The organism is Streptomyces sp. WAC00040, assembly GCF_056835925.1.
On record NZ_JAKQZE010000002.1, the window covers coordinates 271,200 to 290,901 of the forward strand.

14 protein-coding genes are annotated in these 19,702 nt (G+C 70.3%); 7 read left to right on the forward strand and 7 right to left on the reverse strand.

What is annotated here, in order from left to right:
- Window positions 1-352 precede the first annotated feature (352 nt).
- A complete protein-coding gene (locus MDN94_RS20480; protein WP_482727343.1) occupies window positions 353-748 on the forward strand; it encodes a hypothetical protein in 396 nt (131 codons plus the stop codon).
- Between the two features lie 150 nt (window positions 749-898).
- On the opposite strand, the gene MDN94_RS20485 is transcribed toward MDN94_RS20480, so the two are convergent.
- On the reverse strand, window positions 899-1,225 hold the full coding sequence (locus tag MDN94_RS20485; RefSeq protein WP_482727344.1) for a GYD domain-containing protein: 327 nt from the start codon (window positions 1,223-1,225) through the stop codon (window positions 899-901).
- A gap of 296 nt (window positions 1,226-1,521) precedes the next feature.
- Between MDN94_RS20485 and MDN94_RS20490 the strand changes: the two genes are divergently transcribed.
- Window positions 1,522-1,749 carry a DUF5133 domain-containing protein gene (locus MDN94_RS20490; RefSeq protein WP_441261513.1) on the forward strand — a complete coding sequence of 76 codons (228 nt, stop codon included), beginning with the start codon at window positions 1,522-1,524 and terminating at the stop codon, window positions 1,747-1,749.
- A 52-nt stretch (window positions 1,750-1,801) separates the two neighbouring features.
- Window positions 1,802-2,203 (forward strand): DUF3662 domain-containing protein, encoded by a 402-nt coding sequence (locus MDN94_RS20495; protein WP_482727345.1) that lies wholly within the window; start codon window positions 1,802-1,804, stop codon window positions 2,201-2,203.
- A gap of 54 nt (window positions 2,204-2,257) precedes the next feature.
- On the opposite strand, the gene MDN94_RS20500 is transcribed toward MDN94_RS20495, so the two are convergent.
- The 3 genes from MDN94_RS20500 to MDN94_RS20510 all read right to left on the reverse strand — a co-directional run bounded on the left by MDN94_RS20500 (window position 2,258) and on the right by MDN94_RS20510 (window position 4,910).
- Window positions 2,258-3,373, reverse strand: coding sequence for an AI-2E family transporter (locus MDN94_RS20500; RefSeq protein ID WP_482727346.1), 1,116 nt, complete (start codon window positions 3,371-3,373; stop codon window positions 2,258-2,260).
- A 227-nt stretch (window positions 3,374-3,600) separates the two neighbouring features.
- A complete protein-coding gene (locus tag MDN94_RS20505) occupies window positions 3,601-3,741 on the reverse strand; it encodes a hypothetical protein (RefSeq protein WP_482727347.1) in 141 nt (46 codons plus the stop codon).
- Window positions 3,742-3,830: 89 nt separating this feature from the next.
- Window positions 3,831-4,910, reverse strand: coding sequence for a saccharopine dehydrogenase family protein (locus MDN94_RS20510; RefSeq protein ID WP_482727348.1), 1,080 nt, complete (start codon window positions 4,908-4,910; stop codon window positions 3,831-3,833).
- A gap of 101 nt (window positions 4,911-5,011) precedes the next feature.
- On the opposite strand from MDN94_RS20510, the gene MDN94_RS20515 reads away from it, so the two are divergent.
- The 4 genes from MDN94_RS20515 to MDN94_RS20530 all read left to right on the forward strand — a co-directional run bounded on the left by MDN94_RS20515 (window position 5,012) and on the right by MDN94_RS20530 (window position 11,721).
- A complete protein-coding gene (locus MDN94_RS20515; RefSeq protein WP_482727349.1) occupies window positions 5,012-5,956 on the forward strand; it encodes a helix-turn-helix domain-containing protein in 945 nt (314 codons plus the stop codon).
- Window positions 5,957-6,647: 691 nt separating this feature from the next.
- The gene (locus MDN94_RS20520) at window positions 6,648-7,286 is read left to right on the forward strand and encodes a hypothetical protein (protein WP_482727350.1); all 639 of its coding nucleotides are present in this window, start codon (window positions 6,648-6,650) and stop codon (window positions 7,284-7,286) included.
- A gap of 506 nt (window positions 7,287-7,792) precedes the next feature.
- Entirely contained in the window at window positions 7,793-9,427 is a 1,635-nt protein-coding gene (locus MDN94_RS20525) for a serine hydrolase (RefSeq protein WP_482727351.1), read from the forward strand.
- Between the two features lie 878 nt (window positions 9,428-10,305).
- Complete coding sequence (locus MDN94_RS20530) at window positions 10,306-11,721, forward strand: amidase (RefSeq protein ID WP_482727352.1); 1,416 nt, start codon at window positions 10,306-10,308, stop codon at window positions 11,719-11,721.
- 74 nt (window positions 11,722-11,795) lie between these two features.
- On the opposite strand, the gene MDN94_RS20535 is transcribed toward MDN94_RS20530, so the two are convergent.
- From MDN94_RS20535 to MDN94_RS20545, 3 genes are all read right to left on the reverse strand, one after another.
- Window positions 11,796-12,638 (reverse strand): alpha/beta fold hydrolase, encoded by an 843-nt coding sequence (locus MDN94_RS20535; protein WP_482727353.1) that lies wholly within the window; start codon window positions 12,636-12,638, stop codon window positions 11,796-11,798.
- A gap of 337 nt (window positions 12,639-12,975) precedes the next feature.
- Entirely contained in the window at window positions 12,976-14,289 is a 1,314-nt protein-coding gene (locus tag MDN94_RS20540; protein WP_482727354.1) for a hypothetical protein, read from the reverse strand.
- A gap of 79 nt (window positions 14,290-14,368) precedes the next feature.
- On the reverse strand, window positions 14,369-19,237 hold the full coding sequence (locus MDN94_RS20545) for a ricin-type beta-trefoil lectin domain protein (protein ID WP_482727355.1): 4,869 nt from the start codon (window positions 19,235-19,237) through the stop codon (window positions 14,369-14,371).
- Between the last annotated feature and the right edge of the window lie 465 nt (window positions 19,238-19,702).

The following is a 19,702-nucleotide window of genomic DNA, read 5'->3' on the forward strand; positions in this document are numbered from 1 at the left end:
CAGAGCCAGGGCATGGACCGGTGTGCCGGTCGCCGATCAGCCCGGGGTGCCCGAACGCCGCAGGGGCGACCATGTGCGCTCGGGCGAGGTCTTTGATCGGGACACCGAGACACGGAGGTGTTGGGAACTTCCGGACCAGGCTCGAATACCCCACCAGGCCTTCAGCATGTTGATCGGGCACCCGACGGCATTCCGTCCGCACACACAGGAGGTCGAATACGGATGGTCTCTCCCCAGATACTTCGTGGCGAAGACACCGAGACAGTGCTCGACGCTGACGGCATTCGGATGGTCAACCGCGTCTCCGGCACCGAGATCCCGTTCGCGGTGGTCCAAGAGGCCCGGACCGACGGTGGGCGGGGCGTTTGAGATCGTGCTGACCGACGGGGCCGTGCATCGGGCGGACGGCGGCAACGCGACCGCTGCCACCGCGTTCGTCACCGCACTGACCGTCGCTCTGCCCGAGCAGCGGGACCCGGGCGGAAGTGCCCGGGTCACCGTCACCTCTCACGGCGTCGAGCGCACCCACCGGAGCAAGTTCCGCTCTCACGGCGTCGAGCGCACCCACCGGAGCAAGTTCCGCGGACCGCAGCCTCCGCTCGCCTATGACCCGCAGAGACCCGGGTGGGCTTCGACGGATCTGGTGTGGGGCAGCGTGCTGTTCAAAATCTGCGCCCGCAGTACGGGCATACTGGTCTTGTTCCTGGCCGGCGGCGCATTGGCGCTGACGCCGCTCATGCCGAACTGAGAGCGTTCCAGGCACCAGCGCGTGTCGGCTCGTCATCAAATACCTCACCCGCACCACCCACTGATCACGACCCGGCACGCGCTCTGGCCGAACCGCGACGCGATGTCGCCCCTCTCTCATCCCGACCAAGGCCGAAGAGCAGCGCACGCCCTAGGCGCCGGGCGCCTTGTATCGCACGTTCGCGGCCTTGCGCAGGGCGTCCATCGTCTCGTCGACCGTCAGGAGGACGGTCGTCTCCAGTGAACTGAGCGCTCCGCCGCCGGTGATCGCAAGGGCGACCGCTGCCATGGACACGTTGTCGGGGGCTTCCCACAGGGTGTAGCCGTCGTGCTTGCCGAAGGCGTACCAGAATCCGTGGAGCTTTCCGCCGACCGATTCGATGTACGCCTGAGCGGCCACTCTGCGGTCCTCGGGGTTGCCGATCATTCTGGCCCAGCTCTCCGGCGTGTAACTGAATCTCGACAGATAGAGCGGCATGGTTCTCCCTCTCGTCGCCGGTCCGGGGCGAGGTGCGGACGGGCGTCGAACATAACCGGCGGCGTCGGCCGGGAAAGGGTGCGGCGCGACCCGTGCCAGGTGATTCCCCCGATAGGCCCGGCAGCCTTTCGCGGTGGTCCCTCCGCCGCACTCGCGGGCTGCCTCCGCCGGGCAGGACAAGGTGAAGCTCCTCACTGATTCGGAGCTACTTCTGAGGCATGAGTGGCGGAAGGGAGGGCAAGCGCTCCCCACGAAGCTCCCAGAGCCCCGAACGGCAGCAACGGAAGGAGACGACTGTGTTGATGGCCCACCCCGTCATCCTTGGAAACCTGGTCGAGCAGTACGAGACCCTGAAGGTCCTGCACGCCGAGAACGGCAGCGCCGAGAGCCGGCAGCGTATGGACGACATCGCATACACCCTGTGCGTCTCCACCGGCACCGGGGACATCGACGCGGCATTGATCGCAGCCCGCCACCGGCTGCCCGGCGCCCGGCCCGAGGACGATTCACTGCTCACGGCCTGAACGACCGCATCAGGCAGGCGTGACAACGCGGCCTCGGGCAAGAAGAACGGCCATGGGAACGCTGAGCCGATGGGAACTTGCCCTCGAGCGCAAGCAGGACGCGCTGCTCGCCAAGATGTTCCAAAGGGAGCCCGTGGAACTGCTCGACGCCCTGCGGCGCGAATGCGACGACCACGCCGTGGTCTGCAGCGAAAGCCGTGTCGTGGTGCCCAACGCCTACGAGATCGAGCTCGCCGACAGCGTGCACAGAGAACTCGCCCGCAGGGAAGAGGAACTGGGCCAGGCGCTGGTCGACACACTCGCCCGTCACGGAGAGGAGAAGGGCTACGAATGGGCCGGCCCGCTCACGGTGCACATCACCGACACCCCCTCCGTGCATCTGCCCAACGGGCGCTACCGGGTGTCCAGCACCCCTGCGCCGCAGGTCCGCGCGGACTCGTTCCCGACGCACTGAGCTGCCGCCCCTCGTCAGGGCCGTCGTGGCCCACGGTCCGCTGGTGCGTGGCTGTTACGACGGGACGGCGGCAGCGGTGTGCGGTTCGTCGGTCTCCGGCTCCTGGGTCGGGTCGCTGAGCTGCTCGCGCACGTAGTTCCAGACGACCGCGATCAGCGCGGCGACCGGTACCGCGAGCAGGCTGCCCACGATGCCGGCCAGGCTGCCGCCCAGTGTCACCGCCAGCAGGATCACGGCCGCGTGGAGCCCCAGCCCGCGGCTCTGGATCATGGGCTGGAAGACGTTGCCCTCGAGCTGCTGCACCACCACGATGATGGCCAGCACGATCAGCGCGTCCGTCAGGCCGTTGGAGACCAGGGCGATCAGTACGGCGACGAAACCCGCGAACAGGGCGCCGATGATCGGTACGAACGCGGAGACGAAGGTCAGCACAGCGAGCGGGAGTACCAGCGGTACGCCGAGAATCCACAGGCCGAGGCCGATCAGGACGGCGTCGAGCAGACCGACGGCTGCCTGGGAACGTACGAACGAGCCCAGGGTCTCCCAGCCGCGCTCCGCCACGGTCGGGACGTCGGTGGCGAGCCGGCCGGGCAACTGACGGGCGAGCCACGGCAGGAAGCGCGGGCCGTCCTTGAGGAAGAAGAACATCAGGAAGAGCGCCAGGACGGCCGTGACCACGCCGTTGACCACGGTGCCCACTCCGGTGACCACGGCGGAGACCATGCTGCCGACGCCTTCCTGGGCGCGGGCCACCGCGCTGTCGAAGGCCTGGTTGATCTGGGCGTCGCCGATGTTCAGCGGCGGCCCGGCGGCCCATCCGCGCAGCTTCTGGATGCCTTCGACCACGCCGTCGGTCAGCTCGCCGGACTGGGATGCCACCGGCACCGCGATCAGTGCCACGACACCTGCGGCGACCGCGAGGAACAGCACGGTCACCGTCGACGCGGCCAGGGCGGGGCGCCAGCCGTTCCGGCGCAGGAAACGGGTCAGGGGCCACGTGAGCGTCGTGAGGAGCAGGCCGACTATGAGCGGCCACACGATCGACCACATCCGGCCAAGTACCCACAGGGCCGCCGCGGTCGCCACGAGGACCAGCAGCAACTCGACGGAGATACGCGCCGACGTCTTGAGCGCGGCGCGGGTTCTCGTGGAACTCAACGTGACAGACATGGGATCACCCTATTGGCACTTGCTTCGCGCTTCGTCATCGCGGCTGTTCCGGGAACAGTGCGCAACGGTCCGACGGCGTAACGGCCGTCGGCATGACGGCACCGTGGCGTTCGACGGATGCCATGTCCCTGCCCCGGCGGCGCGCGTGCTCACCGCTCCAGCTTCTTGTGCCCGCTCTCCGGCAACCGCGGACACACCGCCGACGAGACGAGGCGCAGCACCGCGACCTACCAGGGAAACAGGCCCGGCCGGTCCCGGGTCCTCGAAGAGCGTGCCAGCAGCACGCTCAGCACCGCGAAGCCGCCGAAGAACAGCAGCGACGGCTCGCGGCCGAAACGGTCGAACAGCAGCCCGCCGACCGGCGGCACGGACTACCCGACTCAGGGCGCCCGTACGCATGGTGCCGCGGCGCCCGCCGCACGTCGTCGACGGGTGGGAGTGCGGCGGAGCCCTGCTGCTACGGCCCTTCGACGGTGTCGAGGTGTGTGCCCACCGGCCCGCCCGCCGTGGCCGGCAGTTCGACGGAGAGGTGTGCGGACAGCGCGCGGAGGAAGTCGGACGCGTCGAAGATCTCGCCGGCGGAGGCGACGCCGACCGTCCTGGTCCGTCCCGTGAGGATGCGGTCGACCGCTTCCACCGCGAGCGGCGCGGTGACGGCGTAGATGTCCTGGCCCCTCGCCACGGCCCGCCGCTCGTTGCCGCCGGAGCGCACGACGACGTCGACCAGGAAGGTCTGCGCGGACCGCCCGTCCTCGTCGACCGCGGTGGGAGCCGGAGTGTCCGGCGCGGACAGGTCCCGGGCCGCCTCGACCGTCATGTAGGTGCGTACTTCGGGGACGGACAGATGGCTGGGGACGGTGACGACGTCGGCCATGGTGAACTCCCCGATGACCTCCCGGTGGCCCAGTGGCTCGGGGAAGGGCCACTTGAGCGTCTGCGCCTCGTCGTGGCGGTGGTCCAGCCGCCCGTTCCTGTAGACGAGGCGTGCGCCGCCCCGCCGCTGCCGGGAGACGGCGCCGGCGGCCCGCGTCCCGCCGGTGGGCTGCCAACTGCTCAGCCCGTACGCGATGTGTGCCTCGTCGGCCGTCGACCAGTCGCCCATCGCCGCGGTGGTCAGCAGGTCGCCGAGCGCGCCGAAGAAGGCCATCGCGGGGACGACCACAGCTCCCGCGGCTCGGGCACGGTCGGTGAAGTGCGCGAACGTGTCGACGTTGGCCTCGATCTCGGCCGCCACGTCCACGTACGGGATCCCGGCCCGCAGTGCCGCCTCGATCACGGGCGCGGCAGTCGTGGCGAAGGGTCCGGCACAGTTGATCACCGCTGTGGCTCCGGCCAGCGCGCGGTCGAGGGCCGCCGGATCGTCGACGGACGCCGGCCGGGCCTCGAGGCCGGGGCAGGACGCCACCAGGGCCTGGAGCTTGCCGGCGTCGCGGCCGGAGAGAACCGGGACGTACCCGCGCTTTTGAAGCTCCGCCACCACGAACCGCCCGGTGTGCCCGTACGCGCCGTACACCGTGACCAACTGTCCCGATCCCATCGGTTATCTCCTGTGCTCGAGTGATCCACTGCTTACATCCTGGCGGGCAGAGGCGACCGTTCGTGAGTGTCTGGAACGACATGACCCGTACAATTCCCGACATGGCTACTGTCGCGCTTGCCGTCACCGACGGAATGCTGCACTTCGAAATGTCCCTGGCGTACGAGGTGTTCGGCGCCGCCCCGGTCGGCGTGACGGTCCCCTGGTACGAGATCACCGTCTGCGGACCGGTCGCCGTGCCGGTCGGCCGGTTCCTGCTCGCGCCCGACTCCGGGCTCGACCGGCTCCGGCACGCCGACACCGTGATCGTCCCCGGCTGGGCCGACGTCGAGGAGGACCCGCCCGCCGGCCTGGTCGACGCGGTGCGCGCGGCCCACGAGGCGGGCGCACGTGTGGTCTCCCTCTGCACGGGCGTGTTCGTACTGGCCGCGGCCGGCCTGCTGGACGGGAAGCGCGCGACCACGCACTGGGCACACACCGAGGCTCTGGCGGCCCGTTACCCCCGGCTGGAGGTCGACCCGGACGTCCTCTACGTGGACAACGGCAGCGTGCTCACCTCCGCCGGAAAGGCCGCCGCTCTGGACCTCTGCCTGCACCTCGTGCGCCTCGACCACGGCTCGTCGGTCGCCAACGCCGTCGCCCGCCGCCTGGTCGTACCACCGCACCGGGCGGGCGGTCAGGCCCAGTTCGTCACCACCCCGGTGCCTGCCCAGGACGATCATCCGCTCGCCGCCCTGCTTCCCTGGATCCTCCAACGGCTCGACCAGCCGCTGACCGTGGAGGACCTGGCCCGCCAGGCACGGATGAGCTCGCGCCACCTGGCCCGCCATTTCAGGGCGGCGACCGGCACCACCCCGCTGCAGTGGCTCCTGACCCAGCGGATCCGCCACGCCCAAGAACTGCTGGAGAAGACCGACGACAGTGTCGACGCCGTCGCGGCGGCCACCGGCATGGGCACCGCCACGACGCTGCGCCGGCACTTCAACCGCACGGTCGGCGTACCGCCGGACACCTACCGCCGCACCTTCCGCTCACGGCCCCGCTGACGCCCCGTGGCCGGTGACCGCTGGAGCGGCGCACGGTTGGGTGCGGGAGACGCCGGAACAGCGGCGAGCGGGACGTGGCCCACTCGTCGTGATCCGGATGCCCGGTCGGCCGTGTACCCGACCGGGCCGCACCGAGCGACCCTGGATCAGTTCAGCGGCATTGGGGACGACCTGGGGCAGCGATCCTCGTTTTCGCCGCATGTGGCACTTGTCTCGCCGGGGACCAACAACTTCTCGCCCCGCATTCAGTTCGCACGCGGCCGCACCGCATCGGGAGTCGACCTGACGGGCGATGTCGTCAGACTCAGAGAGCGCAGCCCTGGGGGCCGACCATCCTTTCACGGCCACAAGCTGTGACCCCCTGGGACAGGTCGGAGCGGGGCGGTAGCGAGCGCCACCTCCAGCCCCCGGTTGACGAACCGGACGGGCCGTCAACCAGCGGGCATAGGCTGGTTCAGCTCGGGCCAGTGTCGACCCCGCTCCCTTTCCGAATCGCGCTCCGTCCCTTCGCGGAGGAACGGAGCGCACTCATTTTGGTGGTCAGCCGGACGAATCCTTTGCGGATCACGCAACAGCAGGCGGTCAATTTCTCTGCCTACGAGCCCGTTTCCAGATTTGACTGCTTCCCGACGAACCTGCTGGTGCTGGTTCCCCTCCTCCAACAAGAAACATGGGGGAGCAGGTGGGAGAGATGAGAACTACGGAACGTACCGCACTCGTTGTGGCAGTGGGGGCGCTCAGTGTCCTGCTGGCGGGTTGCGGTGCAGCGGAGTCGTCCAAGGGTTCGGTGCCATCAGGCCAGACAGCCGCGCCGTACGCCACGGCCTACCGGGCGGGCCACGAAGCAGGCAAGTCCGTATACGACGCGGCGGGCAAGGGAGCAGCAGTACGCGAGGCCACCTGGGGCGGCTGCACCCGACGGGCCCTCGACGCCAAGACTCCGGAGTCCGAGGCCGATCGCGGCGCGTGGGTCAAGGGCTGCCTCGACGGCGTGTTCAACAGGCCCTCCGTGCCACCCACCGCCAAGGTCACCAGCCGCACGGAGAACCTCGGGCTGCTTCGGAGCTTTCGCGCCTGGGCAGAAGAAGACGCTGGTCAGGAGTCATCGTCGCACTCCTCAAAGCTGACGATCACGCACCTGACGGAAGCCGACTACGACATCGAGCTGACCACCGACTACACCCGGGACGACAAGAACCAGGCCGACGAACTGGCCCAACACTTCGTCACCTGGTGGGACGGCGACCATGGGACCAGCGAGGACGGCACCGCTCGCAACGTGCTGATTCTGGGCGCCGACGGAACGAGGCTGCTGCATCGGCGGATCTGAGCACGCTCCGCCGATGCAGGCTGACCACTGACCAGCCGAGGCGAATCGCTCCCTCGCCGGCGGCTGCTGTGCGGCCGCCGGACAGGCGGTTGCACGCTCTGCTGCGTATTCCGCCCTCTGACGGGCGGTGCGACCGCCTTGCTGGTGGCGCTGAGACCATCTGCTGCTCGCGATGAGGCGGTGGGCACCGGCATCGGGCAGCCGGCCTGCCTTTCGGTCCACTACTGGTCGAGAGGATCTGCAAGACCTGCCTTCTACACGTGACGGTTGTGCCCATGCAGTTGAGGCGAGGTGGCGTCAATGATGGGCAGGGCCCTGCCGGCGATCGTGTCGGACCTGGGCGGTGGATGCCGACAGTCGCCGTTGCGTGGGGAGGTGCGACACCGTCCCGACGCCGTCCGGCCGAAGCCTCGGGTCTGAGCGTGCGAGCGTGACGGCTTACGCCGATCCCCCGAACGGTCTGCCAAGGCGCGACAGGTGCCGGAGGAGGGATTTCCATGGACGACATGTCCCGACTCGATTGCGCATGCCCACGCCCTCGTCGCACCGCCACGGCACTGGGCCTGTTAGCGGCGCTGGCCGTCGGCTGTACCGCGGCCGATGCCGACACGACCGCCGCCGGGCGTGCCGCCGTCGCGACGTCGCCGCTGCCAACCGTCCCACCCGCCCAGCCACCGCGACAGCTCACCCGGGCCGAGGTCGAGAACGCTGTGAGCCGGCTGGACGACGTCGTACGAGACGCCATGCGCCGCACCGGTGTGCCCGGAGTCGCCGTGGGCGTGGTGCACGACGACAAGGTGCTGTATCTGAAGGGGTTCGGCCTGCGGACGGCAGGCATGAAGGACCGGGTCGGACCGGGCACCGTCTTCCAGCTCGCCTCGGTCTCCAAGCCCATCGCGTCCACCGTGGTCGCAGCGGCCGTGGGCGAGAAGACCGTCGCCTGGGACGACCCGGTCGTCGACCACAGCTCCGGCTTCGCCCTCAAGGACCCGTGGGTCACCCGCCATGTCACGATGGCCGACCTGTTCTCGCATCGCAGCGGACTGCCCGACCACGCCGGAGACCTCCTGGAGGACCTCGGCTACGACCGCTCGTACATCCTGGACCACCTCCGCTACGAACCGCTGGCTCCCTTCCGTGCCCACTACGCCTACACCAACTTCGGGCTGACCGAAGCCGCCGTCGCCACCGCGCGAGCAGCGGGGACCAGCTGGGAGAAGCTGTCCGCCGACAAGCTGTACCGGCCGCTCGGCATGGACTCCACCAGCTCTTCCTTCGCCGACTACGAGAAAGCGGACAACAAGGCCGCCCTTCATGTGAAGACCGGGGAAACCTGGCGTGCCGAGCATGTGCGCGACCCGGACGCCCAGAGCCCGGCGGGCGGGGTCAGCTCCACGGCCCGGGACATGGCGAAGTGGCTGCGCCTGCAACTGGGCAACGGCAAATTCGAGGGGCGGCAAGTCGTCGACGCCGACGCACTGGAGCAGACCCACGTGCCGCACATGGTCTCCGAGCCGCCGCGCTCGCCCGCGGGAAGGACCGGTTTCTACGGGCTCGGCTGGAATGTGAGCTACGACGACCAGGGCAGGCTGAAGCTCGGCCACTCCGGCGGCTTCGCGCTGGGGGCGGCCACCAACGTCGCGTTGTTGCCCTCGGAGAAGCTCGGCATCGTCGTCCTGACCAACGGCGAGCCCATCGGCGTACCCGAGGCGATCTCCGCCACGTTCCTCGACACTGCGCAGACAGGCGGGCCGACCGTCGACTGGCTTGAGTTTCTCGGGCCGATCTTCCAGCAAGCCCTGCAGGGGGAGCACTCGAAGGTCGACTACAGCAAGCCGCCGGCCTCGCCCGCACCCGCCAAGGCAAAGAGCGCATACACCGGAACGTACGCCAATGAGTACTACGGCCCGATGACCGTCAGCGCCCAGGGGGGCGAACTCACCATGCAACTTGGGCCCAAGAAGCAACGGTTTGCCTTGCGCCACTACGACGGTGACACCTTCAGCTACAGCACCACCGGCGAAATGTCCGTCGGCCTGTCCGGCGTGACCTTTACCGTCGGGTCCGGCGGACGCGCCGACAAGGTCAGGGTCGAGAACCTCGACACGACCGGCCTCGGCACCTTCATGAGGAATGACTAGCCTCGCGCTTTCAGGAAGCGGGCTGTCCCGGCAGGCGGTCAGAAAAGCGGAAAGTGCCCCTGACCAGCAAGAATGAGGATTGTCGAGGTCCTTGTTCCTGCCCCGCCGGAGGCAATTCCCAAGTGAAGCACTCTATCGGGTCCTACCCCCGCGTCCGTGTCCAGGACGACGGCGGTCAGATCGTCTCCCGGGCCGGGTCGGTCCTGCTTGTCGAAATGGTTGGCTGTTCAGATGGCGAAGCAGACCTTTGCAAGAACCGTCTCAAAGGCCATCCCTGTTCTCGGGGCCGTTGTTTCCGGAGGGCTCACTCTTGCGACCTACCTCCCTATGGCCAAAAGACTGCCTGCGATCTGAAGACCACTGCGGAGCCTTCGCCTTGCCCACGGATTAGGTCGAACGGCAGCAGGCCCCAGTGCGCTGTGGCGAAGTGAAACCCTTGATGGACGAGTTGTCGACCAAGATCAACCGCGCCACCCGGAGCTTCGCGTGTTTACCATCCGCATTCCCGCCTTCTCGTGCACGGCCGCCAGTGCTTCCGCGAGCGTCGCGCAGAGGGACGCGGCCAGTACGGCCGGGAAGGGCCGTGGGTGGCGGTGCCGACGTCGGGAGCCGCCGTCGGACACGAGTCGGTCATGGTGGGAGCTGCTACCGCCTCGTAGCGGATCCGCGTGATCAACGTGCCGCCCGGGCGAACGGCAACGCGCCCCGCACGAACACAAGAGTGGATGGGGTGACCGACTCGTCGGCACCGGCCGTCTGGGGAAGCCAAGAGGAGCCGTCCCCTGATCCTGGCGGACAGCGGCGCACGCCTCGCGTGTTACTCATTGGTAAGGGATGATGCCGGGCAACCATCCACGCGTCCACGGGCGGAGCCAGCGGTGACGACTTTCGAGGAACAGACAACGGTGCATGCGTTCCGCGACGATGCTCTCGGCGAGCACGACGCGGTCGGGCTCGCCGAGGCGATCCGGCGTCGGGAGGTCGGCGCCGCGGAGGCCGCCCGCGACGCGGTGGCGCGGGTCAGGGCGGTTGAGGCGCGGCTCAACGCCGTCGAGGTGCACCTGGAGGACCCCGTGCCCCACTGGGAGGCGGGTGGCGTCTTCGCCGGGGTGCCGACCTTCGTCAAGGACAACACCGACTACCGGGGACTGCCCACCGGACACGGCAGCGTCGCGTTCGCTCCGAGGGCCGCTCGCCGGCATGCACCGTTCACCCGGCAGTTCTTGAGCAGCGGCGTCACCGTGCTGGGCAAGACGCGGCTGCCGGAGTTCGGGTTCAGCCCGACCACGGAGTACGAGGACGCGGAACCCGTCCGCAACCCGTGGGGCACCGGTTACTCGGCGGGCGGCTCGTCCGGCGGCAGCGCGGCGCTCGTCGCGGCCGGGGCTGTGCCCATCGCGCACGCCAACGACGGCGGCGGCTCGATCCGCATTCCCGCCGCCTGCTGCGGACTCGTCGGTCTGAAGCCGAGCCGCGGCAGAGTCGTGGCCAACGCGCAGAGCCGCCAACTGCCGCTCGACATCGTGGGCGACGGCATCGTGAGCCGCACGGTGCGGGACTCCGCGGCGTTCCTGGCCGCCGCCGAGATGCACTGGCGAAGCCCGAAGCTGCCGCCCGTCGGCCTTGTCGAAGGCCCCTCGGAGCGGCGGCTGCGCATCGGGCTCATGCTCGACTCGCCGAACGGTGTCCGAACCGACGACGCCGGCCGTGCGGCAGTCATGGACACGGCGGTGACGCTCGAGCGGCTCGGCCACACCGTTCAGCCGGTGGAGCCTGCGATGGACCCTCGCTTCACCGAAGACTTCCTCACCTACTGGGGCATGCTGTCGTTCCTGATCGGCGTCACGGGCCGCACCCTCGGCGACGGCTTCGACCGGCGCCGCATGGACGGGCTCAGCCGAGGACTGCGTGAGATGTACGTGCAGAAGTGGTCGAGCACCCCTGGTGTGCTGCGGAGGCTGAGGCGCACGCGGGAGGCCTACGCGGCGGCGTTCCGTGGGGTCGACCTCGTGCTTTCCCCCGTACTCGCCCACACCACGCCGCCGATCGGCCACCTCGCCCCGAGCGTCCCCTTCCCGACGCTGATCGAACGGATCCTCGCGTACGTGGCGTTCACGCCGCTCAACAACGTCGTCGGCACGCCCTCCATCTCGGTGCCGGCCGCGAGCGTGACGGACGAGGGGCTGCCCATCGGTGTCATGTTCTCCGGCCGCCCCGGCGACGAACGGACCCTCTTGGAGGTCGCGTTCGTCCTGGAGGCCGACCGTCCCTTCCGGCGCATCCAGGACCTCTGATCCCGGGCCGGGCCGGAGGGCTGCCCGGGCCGACTCCGCGTGACAAAGAGGGACGACGCTCCTGTCGAGCCGGGTCAGCCCAGGAAGCCGGTGACGGCACGGACGAACCCCTCCGGGGCGTCGTGCCAGGGGAAGTGGCCGGCGCCCGGCAGCACGACGGTCTCGGCGTGAGGGAACGCCTCGGCGGCCGCGGCCACCGTGCGCGGCGGTGCGGCGACATCGAACTCGGCTGCCAGCAGCAGAGTCCGTCCCTCGAACCCCGCCAGTGCTTCGCGAGTCGCCGCGGGAGTGAAGGCGCCCTCTGCGTCGTACACCGCCGCGGCATCCCGGTTCCGCTGGTCCGCGCCCGCCGCACGGTGGGCGCGGGCAGCAGCGTCCCACCGTCCGTGGGTGAAGGGGGCGACCGCCTCCCAGTCGGCGTCCGTCGCCCGGTTCTCGGTGATCGCCTTCAGCGCCTCGAAGGCAGCTGGGAACCACTCCTCTTCACGCCGCAGCCGCGCGATCTCCAAACGGTCTTCGGCGGTGACCCGGCCGCCGACGGCCTGGGAGACGGGCGTCACGAGCACCAGGTCGCAGACCCGCTTCGGGTACCGGGCCGTGTAGAGCGTCGCCAGCTCCGCTCCGGCCGAGTGTCCGAGGAGACGCATCCGGTCGAGGCCGAGGTGTAGGCGCAGCGCCTCGACGTCGTCCACCAGGCGGTCACAGCGGTATGAGGCGGGGTCGGTGGCAGCTGCGGACGCGCCCGTGCCGCGCAGGTCGAGCCCGACCACCCGATGGCCGGCCGCTGCCAGGCCCCCGAGGTCGCCGAAATAGGCGGATGCCCGCATGGGACCGCCCGGCAGGCAGATCAACGGCGGGCCGTCACCGGAGACATGGCAGGCGAGAACGGTCCCGTCAGGGGCGCGGAAGGTGGGCATGGCCCGACCCTGTCAGCACCTTCCAGGAGGGTCAAGCGAGCCGCTGCCGTACGCCGACCCGGGCTGCCCGGGCAGGGGGTTCCAAGACAGCTGAGGTGGCAGAGGCCGTGGGCGCTTCGCTCGCTCCCGACGCTTCCGCGGACGGCGCCCGTCCCCTGGGCTCCGGCCGCCGTCCGCGGCACCGCCCGGGGGCAGTCCCGCTCGACGAACTGCTCCAGTGCGTCGGACACGTGGTGCTCGCCGTAGCGGTCCGGACCGCGTCGGAGCGCCGGGCAACGCGTGATCGGCGCGCCGTGGCGGCGAGGTTCCGCTGCTCCGCGCCTCGGTCGGGTGGGCGTCAATACCGATCGGCGGGCAACCGGTCCTCGACATGGTCCTCGCTGTAGCCGAGCCGTTCGGCGATCGCCTCGAAGCGGGCCCGGCGGGCTCCGTCGATCGAGACGTCGCAGGTGCCGAGAGTCTGCAGGAGCAGGCGGAACGCGAGGTCCGGGTCGACGGCTGTGACGCACGCCTCCAGCGCCGGCACGGCGCTGCGGAGCGCCGGGGCTCCGGCGTGCTCCGGGCGGTCCGTCAGCTCCGGGGCAGCCTGCCGGACCTCGCGCAGGACCAGGTCCGCCGACTCCGTCCGGGCGGCCGACACGAGGGGGACGTAGGCGGGATCCACATCCTTCAGCCGCTCCTCGCACACCTCGGCGATCTGCTCGAGCCACGTCCGGCCGTCGGCGTCGAAGTCGTCGGTGCCGTTCCACCGTCCCGACGCCGCTCGCCACAGCGCGGTCACCGCGTCGTCCGGCAGGGCGGAGCGCGACAGGCGCTGTACGTCCTCCAGAAGCACCGCCGCCTGTGATCCCGGGACGAGCCCGGCGTCGGCATGGGCGACGCGCTCGATGTTCTCGCGCAGCGTCCCTTCGTATCGCCAGCCCGACCCGTAGAAGACGGCCGCGAGGACGGGCAGCCCGAAACGCCCGCCCGCGAAGTCGCGCCGGCCGGGGTCGACGGGGGGCCACCTCACGGTCAGCCCTTCGTACACGGTGGACCCCGGGTAGGCCAGCCGGTCGCCGATCGCGAGGAGGCGGTCGTACCGGTCCGCTTCGATCGGAACGGAGTAGGCCTTCGCGGCACGCAGGAACATGCGGAACCCGAGGTCCGCGTCCGCCTCCCGCACGACCCGGCGCAGGGCCGCGACGATGCCGGGTACGGCGACGCGGCGCTCGAGACCGGCCGCGGCCAGTTCGATCTCCGCGGTGACGGCACGGCTCAGTTCCTCCTCCGGCACCACCGGCCCGGCCTCCTCCGGTGCGCCGCCGTCGAGCCCGCCCGGCTCCGCCCTCGGCGCCGGGCACACACCGGCGATACGGCGCAGCCACGCCCGCATGTCCGTGCCCTCCTCCACCGGGTCGAAGCAGCGGCGCGTGGCGGCCAGCCACACGGTGTGGACGACCATGTCCGGAAGCTGAGAGTCCAGCAGCAGCAGGGCGTCCCTGCCCAGTTGCTCGTCCTGGTCCTCGGTCGCGGTCCGCCGCGCGAGGGCGAGCACGGTCGGCTCGTCGAGGCGCAGCGTCGAACGGGAGCAGACGGTCCAGGTCAGGCCGCTGAGGCCGAAGTCCGCTTCATGGTCGACGTAGTGGACCGGGCGTCTCCGGTGCGTCATGGGGCCTCCTGATGGGTGCGGGCACCCCTCCGCCCGGAGGGGTGCCCGCGGTTCTCGTCGGTGGATCAGTGCGGTGCGGTCACGGAAGCGGGTAGGCCGTGAAGACGACGTACTTGCTGGGCTTGTGCTGCTTGCCCACGTACTTCAGCAGGATCCTCACCTTGTTGCTCGCCGCTTCACCGGCAGCGGGGCCGCCGACCTTGAAGACGGTGCCGAGGGACCCTTCGTTCCTGAGCGTCCACTCGATGGGGAGGGCGTCCCGCTTCGCGTCGAAGATGTAACCTGGCTTGCCCTGCTTCTGGGCCTCCTTCTTCACCCAGGCGTCCAGCCGCTCCGCATTGCGCGGATCCCGGATCCACTGCTGCATGGCCTCGTCCACCGCACGGGCCGCGGTCGCTTCGTCGGTCCACCTGCCGGCGACCCCGCCCTGCGCCTTCCTGGCCTTCTCCATCATCTGGGCATCGGTCTTGTTGACGTGCTGCTCCAGGGTGTGCGCCCCTCCGACGCCCTCGTCGGCCACGATGTTGGTGCAGTTGTGGACGAGGAGGTCCTGCGCGGACCCGTCGGGGCGGACGTAGAACGTGCGCAGACCCTCGACCGTCAGGTCGAACACCTCGGTGGGGGAGAGGTCGCCCCGCTGCGCGAGTCCGGTCACGGGCCGGAGCGAGCCGTCCGGTGTGCGCATCCGGTCGCCCACCCGGAGGTCGGAGACCAGGACCCAGTCGCGGCCTTCGACGTAGAACCTGTGGCCGATGGTGCTGGTCAGCACACCGCCCGCCACCGAGATGTCCACGAGCCTCTGCGTGTCGTGCCGGAAGGTGTCGACCACCGGCCGGGCGACGGACCGTCCGGAGGACAGGTCCGTCGCCAGGACGAGGTCACCGGTGCGGACGTCGCGGATGGCCTTGCGGGTGCCGTCCGGCATCAGGACCTGCGTGTCGCCGGGGAAGCTGTTGACCCTGCAGGCGGTGGCCACGTCCTCGTAGGCGTTGACCGTGCTTTGGAGCTTGGCCAGGGTCGCCGGGTCCAGGTCCAGCGTCTTGAGCGCCTTGAACGCGTCGGCGACGCCGACACCGGTGTGCATGGCGGCGTCGAGGGCACGGATGCCCTCGGCGATCTTGGCGAAGGCCTTGCCCGGGATGAAGTTGGACGCGGCCCAGGCACAGGCACCGGCGCTGCCGTGGTAGCAGTCGACGAAGTCCTGGACCAGGACGGCCTTGATGAGCTTGTAGACGACCGTCTGCTGAATCAGGTCGAGCTTGCTGAAGTACCGGGTGACCTCCTGCTTCAGACCCGGGAAGGCCTTGGTCTCGAGAAGCAGGGTGTTCTCCGGCGGGCAGCCGGACGCCGTGGCCGGCACCTCGGGGTCGGTACAGAGGTAGAAGTCGACGGTCGCCGTGAACGTCACGTCGAAGGTGACGGTGCAGCCTTCGAAGCCGATCTCGATGACGCAGTCGTTCAGTTGCTTGGCGTCGGTGACCTTGATGGTGTCTTCGTCGACGACGTACCAGGTGCCGCCGATGCCGGTGCCGGCTCCCGTGGAGACCTGCTGGTTGGCGGCCTTGCGTTCGGCGGATTCCGCTGCCTGCTGGGCGGATTCGGCGTACTTCTGGGCGTCCTTCGCCGCTTGTTCGGCCGCGGTGGCGGCGGCGTCGGCGCGGGTGGCCGCCGCGCGGGCGTCCTTGGCGGCCTGCTCGGCTGCGGCTGCGGCGTCGCGGGCGGCCTGGGCGTCCAGCGCGGCGGCGTCGGCGGACGCGCGGGCGTCGGCGGCGTGGCTCTCGGCCCGGCCGGCGGCCTTGTCGGCGGCCGCGGCGTCCTCGGCGGCCTGGCGGTCGTACTCGATCGTGCGGGCCAGCGACGCCGAGGCCAGGGACGCGGCCTTGGCGGCGTCGGCCGCGTGGCCGAGAGCCTCCTTGGAGTAGGTACGGGCACGGGCCGCATGGCCGGCGGCGTTCGCGGCGTGCTGGTAGGCGGCCTTGGCGTCGCCCTGCGCGGCCTCGGCCAGGCTCTGGGCGAGCGCGGCCTCCTGCTGCGCGTTCTTGGCGTGCGCGTCGGCGACCGCCTTCTGCTGCTCGGCGATCGACTTCGAGGCCTGTCCGGTCAGCACGACCAGGCTCGCGGCCGAGTCCGTCGTGACGTACGGGGAACCGAGCTGGATGGCGTCGTTGGCGGGCTTGGCGACCTGCGCCGCGGCGTTCCCGGCGTCCACGGCGGCCTGGGCCGTGACATGCGCGAAGCCGGCCGCCTTCGCCGAGGCCACGAGCGCCTTGCCTGCCTCCTTGCTCGCCTCGTCCGCGTGGGACTTGGCGGCCTTCGCCTCCTTCTCGGCCTCCTCGGCCAGCTTGACCGCCGCCGCCGCCTCCGCGGAGGCGTGCTCGGAGGCGTCGATCGCGTCCGCTGCGGCGCTGGTCGCGGTCCGCACCGCGGCGTCCGCCTTCAGCTTGGCCGCCTGCGCGGCATCCGCGTCCGAGCGTGCTCGCTTCGCGGCCGCCTCGGCACGGGTGGCCGCCGCGTCCGCGTCGGCCGCCGCCTGCGTCGCGGCGTCGGCCGCGGTACGGGCCCGGCCCGCCGCCGCCTCGGCGTCATCGGCGTGCCCCGCCGCGGCGTCGGCCGCCGCCCTGGATTCCTTGGCGTTGGCATCGGACTCGTGCGCCTGCGCGAACGCCTCCTTCGCGATCGCCTTGGCCCGCGCCGCGTTCGCCTTCTGCTCCGCGTCCCACGCGTCGTCCCGCAGATCACGCGCCTTGTCGCGGGCCTTCTCCGCCGCGTTCTTCCTCTCGACCGCAGTGCCCTCGGCCGACTCCGCCGCCTCCTTGGCCGACTGCGCCTTCGACGCCTCGGCCTCGGCGGTCTTACGGTGCTGCGCCGCCTCGCCCTGCTTGGCCGCCGCGGTCGCCTTCTCCTTCTCGGCCGTCTTCTCCTCGGCCTCCGCAGACAGCCGCTTGGCGTGGGCCTCGGCAGCGGCCGCCTTGGCGTCCGCCTCCGCCCGCACCGCGACCGCCAGCTTGGCCTCGGCCGTCTCCTTGTCCTTCTTGGCGTTGTCCCGGTGCACCTTGGCCGCATCGGCCGCCGCCTTGGCCTGCAGTTCGGCGGTGTGCGCGGCCTCCTTGCGGAACTCCGCCTTCGACTGCGCGGCCTGCGCCAGCGCACGCTGCGCGATGGTCTTGCTGTCACCTGCCGACGCGCGGGTGGCGGCCTCGGCGGTCTCGCCGGCCTTCACCATCGCCGTCAGCGCGGCCACGGCACCCTTGGTGACCTGCGCCTTCTGCTGACCCACCAGCAGACCACGACCCCGCGGCGCACCGATCTTGTCGGCGACTGCGTAGGCGGCCTGCTCGGCGGTGTCGGAGGCGGTCGCCGACGCCTTCGCCGCGGCGGCGTGCTTCTTCAGGACGGCGAGCTGTGCCTTCGCCCCGGCCTGCGCCGCGGCCACACCACGCTTCGCCTTGTCGAACTGCGCCTTGTCCGGGTACGAGAGGCTGTCCGTCCCCTTGTGTCCGGACGGCTCGATGCCGAACCGCTGCGGCGCGGCGCCGCTGCACGTCCACAGCCGGGCGTTGGCGCTGTTGTCGTATTTGGGCATGTCCAGGCACTTGCCGGTGCCGCTGTTCTTCAGCGGGCTGGTGGCGCGGATGTTCGACTCCCACGTCTGCGCCGGGCTGCTGTTGCAGGTCCAGATCCGGATCGTCGTGCCATTGGCGCTGTCGTTGCCCGCGACGTCCAGGCACTTCTGGGATTTGACGTTGCGCAGGTGCATGCCGAGGTCGTCGCCCTCGAGCAGCCACTGCTGCGCGGACGACCCGTTGCACGTGTAGACCTGCACCGGGGTGCCGTTGGCCGTCTTGGCGCCCTCGACGTCGAGGCACTTGCCCGTGGTGCCGCGCAGCTCGATCACGACCGGGCTGTCACCGATCCAGCCGAGTCCTCCGGCGGACCAGTAGTTCTGCCAGCGGGCGAGGCGGTCGGCGACCCAGGAGTGTCCCAGCATCTCGCCGAGCGCCTTCGAGCCGGAGGCGAGGGCCTTCGTTGCGTCCTTGTTGGCGTTCAGCAGTTGGTTGCGCTGCGTGGCCTGGGAAGCGATCTCGTTCTGCCACTCGGCTGCGGCGGTCTCGCTGATTGGCTTGAGGACATTGCTCGGGTCGAGCGGGTCCCGCCAGGCGCAGGAGGCGAAACGCGTTTTCAGATCCTCGACGGCGATGCGGAATTCGGCCGACCCCGCCACCGGGGCGGTACGGGGGAAACCGCCGGAGGAGAGGAACATCCGGGCGTCGTCCGCGCCCGTGGGGTGGAGCCCCGATCCGGTCAGCCACTTGAAGGCGTCGCGCTCGGCGAGGGCCCGGTTCCACTCGTCCGAGGGGAGCGAGTGGTCGGGGTTCTCCGGGTAGAGCGGGGTGCCGAGGTCGGTGACGGCCTTGCGCGTCGCGTCGTCGGCCTGCGGGGTGGAGTCCTCGTAGAAGTCGGACTCGTCCTTCCAGAACCGGTCGGCGGTCCACCGGGTCAGACCGGTCTGGGTGTAGAAGTCCTCGCCGTCGCGGGTCCCGGGCGGCCAGTGGAAGCCGGTCACGGTGAACCCGGCGGGAGTCTCCAGCCCGTCGAGAGGCGCCTTCCAGGAGTCCCGGACGGCGTGGAGGGCGTCCAACTCCTTGCCGGCCGTGTCGCGGTCCTTGGTGTACGCCTGGGCGAGCGGCGTGTCCTCCCAGTGGTCCCGGTCGGCCAGTTCGTGGAGCTTGTCCTGCGGCTGGTTGAGGCCGTCCTGGCCGATCGCGGCCATGGCCGGACCGCCCACACGCAGCACGTCGGACATCAGGCACTGGTCCTGCCGCAGCTGTTCAGCGGCGGTGTCGTCGTACCAGCCGTTGGAGTCACTCGCGGCAGCAGTGCGCTGTCCGGCGAACCGGTCCGCCGGAGCGGGCTGGGCCAGGCCGCCGAGAACGGCGAGCGCCGCCACTGACGTGACGAGGGGGGTGAGTATCGGAACTTTGCGTGCTCGGGTTCTGAGCAACCCTGGTCTGGGGCGCACAAGGCATCCTTCGTGGTGAACGAGGGCAGTAGGGGGCGGCCCGTCGGAGGAGGCGGAACCGGTGCGCACGGATCAGGCGACTGTCCCGGCGTCTGAACAGGTGCGGCAGGCAGCTTGGTCGGAGCCGGCCTGCGTGGTGAGCCGGTGTCGTGGCATGACGGTCCATCCCTCCCCGTGGCGGCACCGTTCCCCCGGCCGCCGGTTGGTGTGCGCGCCACGGTGGAGCGGTCAAGGTCCACCGCGCGCGCGGCGATCACCATAGCCACAGGTCAGCATGGGCGAGCAAGGGCCGGTTTCGGCACCCGGGACCCGATGTCACGGCTGTGTTTGCGGCGTTCTCTGTTGAAACTGCTGTGCAAGTCCCGTGCGTAGAACTGGAGTTACCTGTGTGTC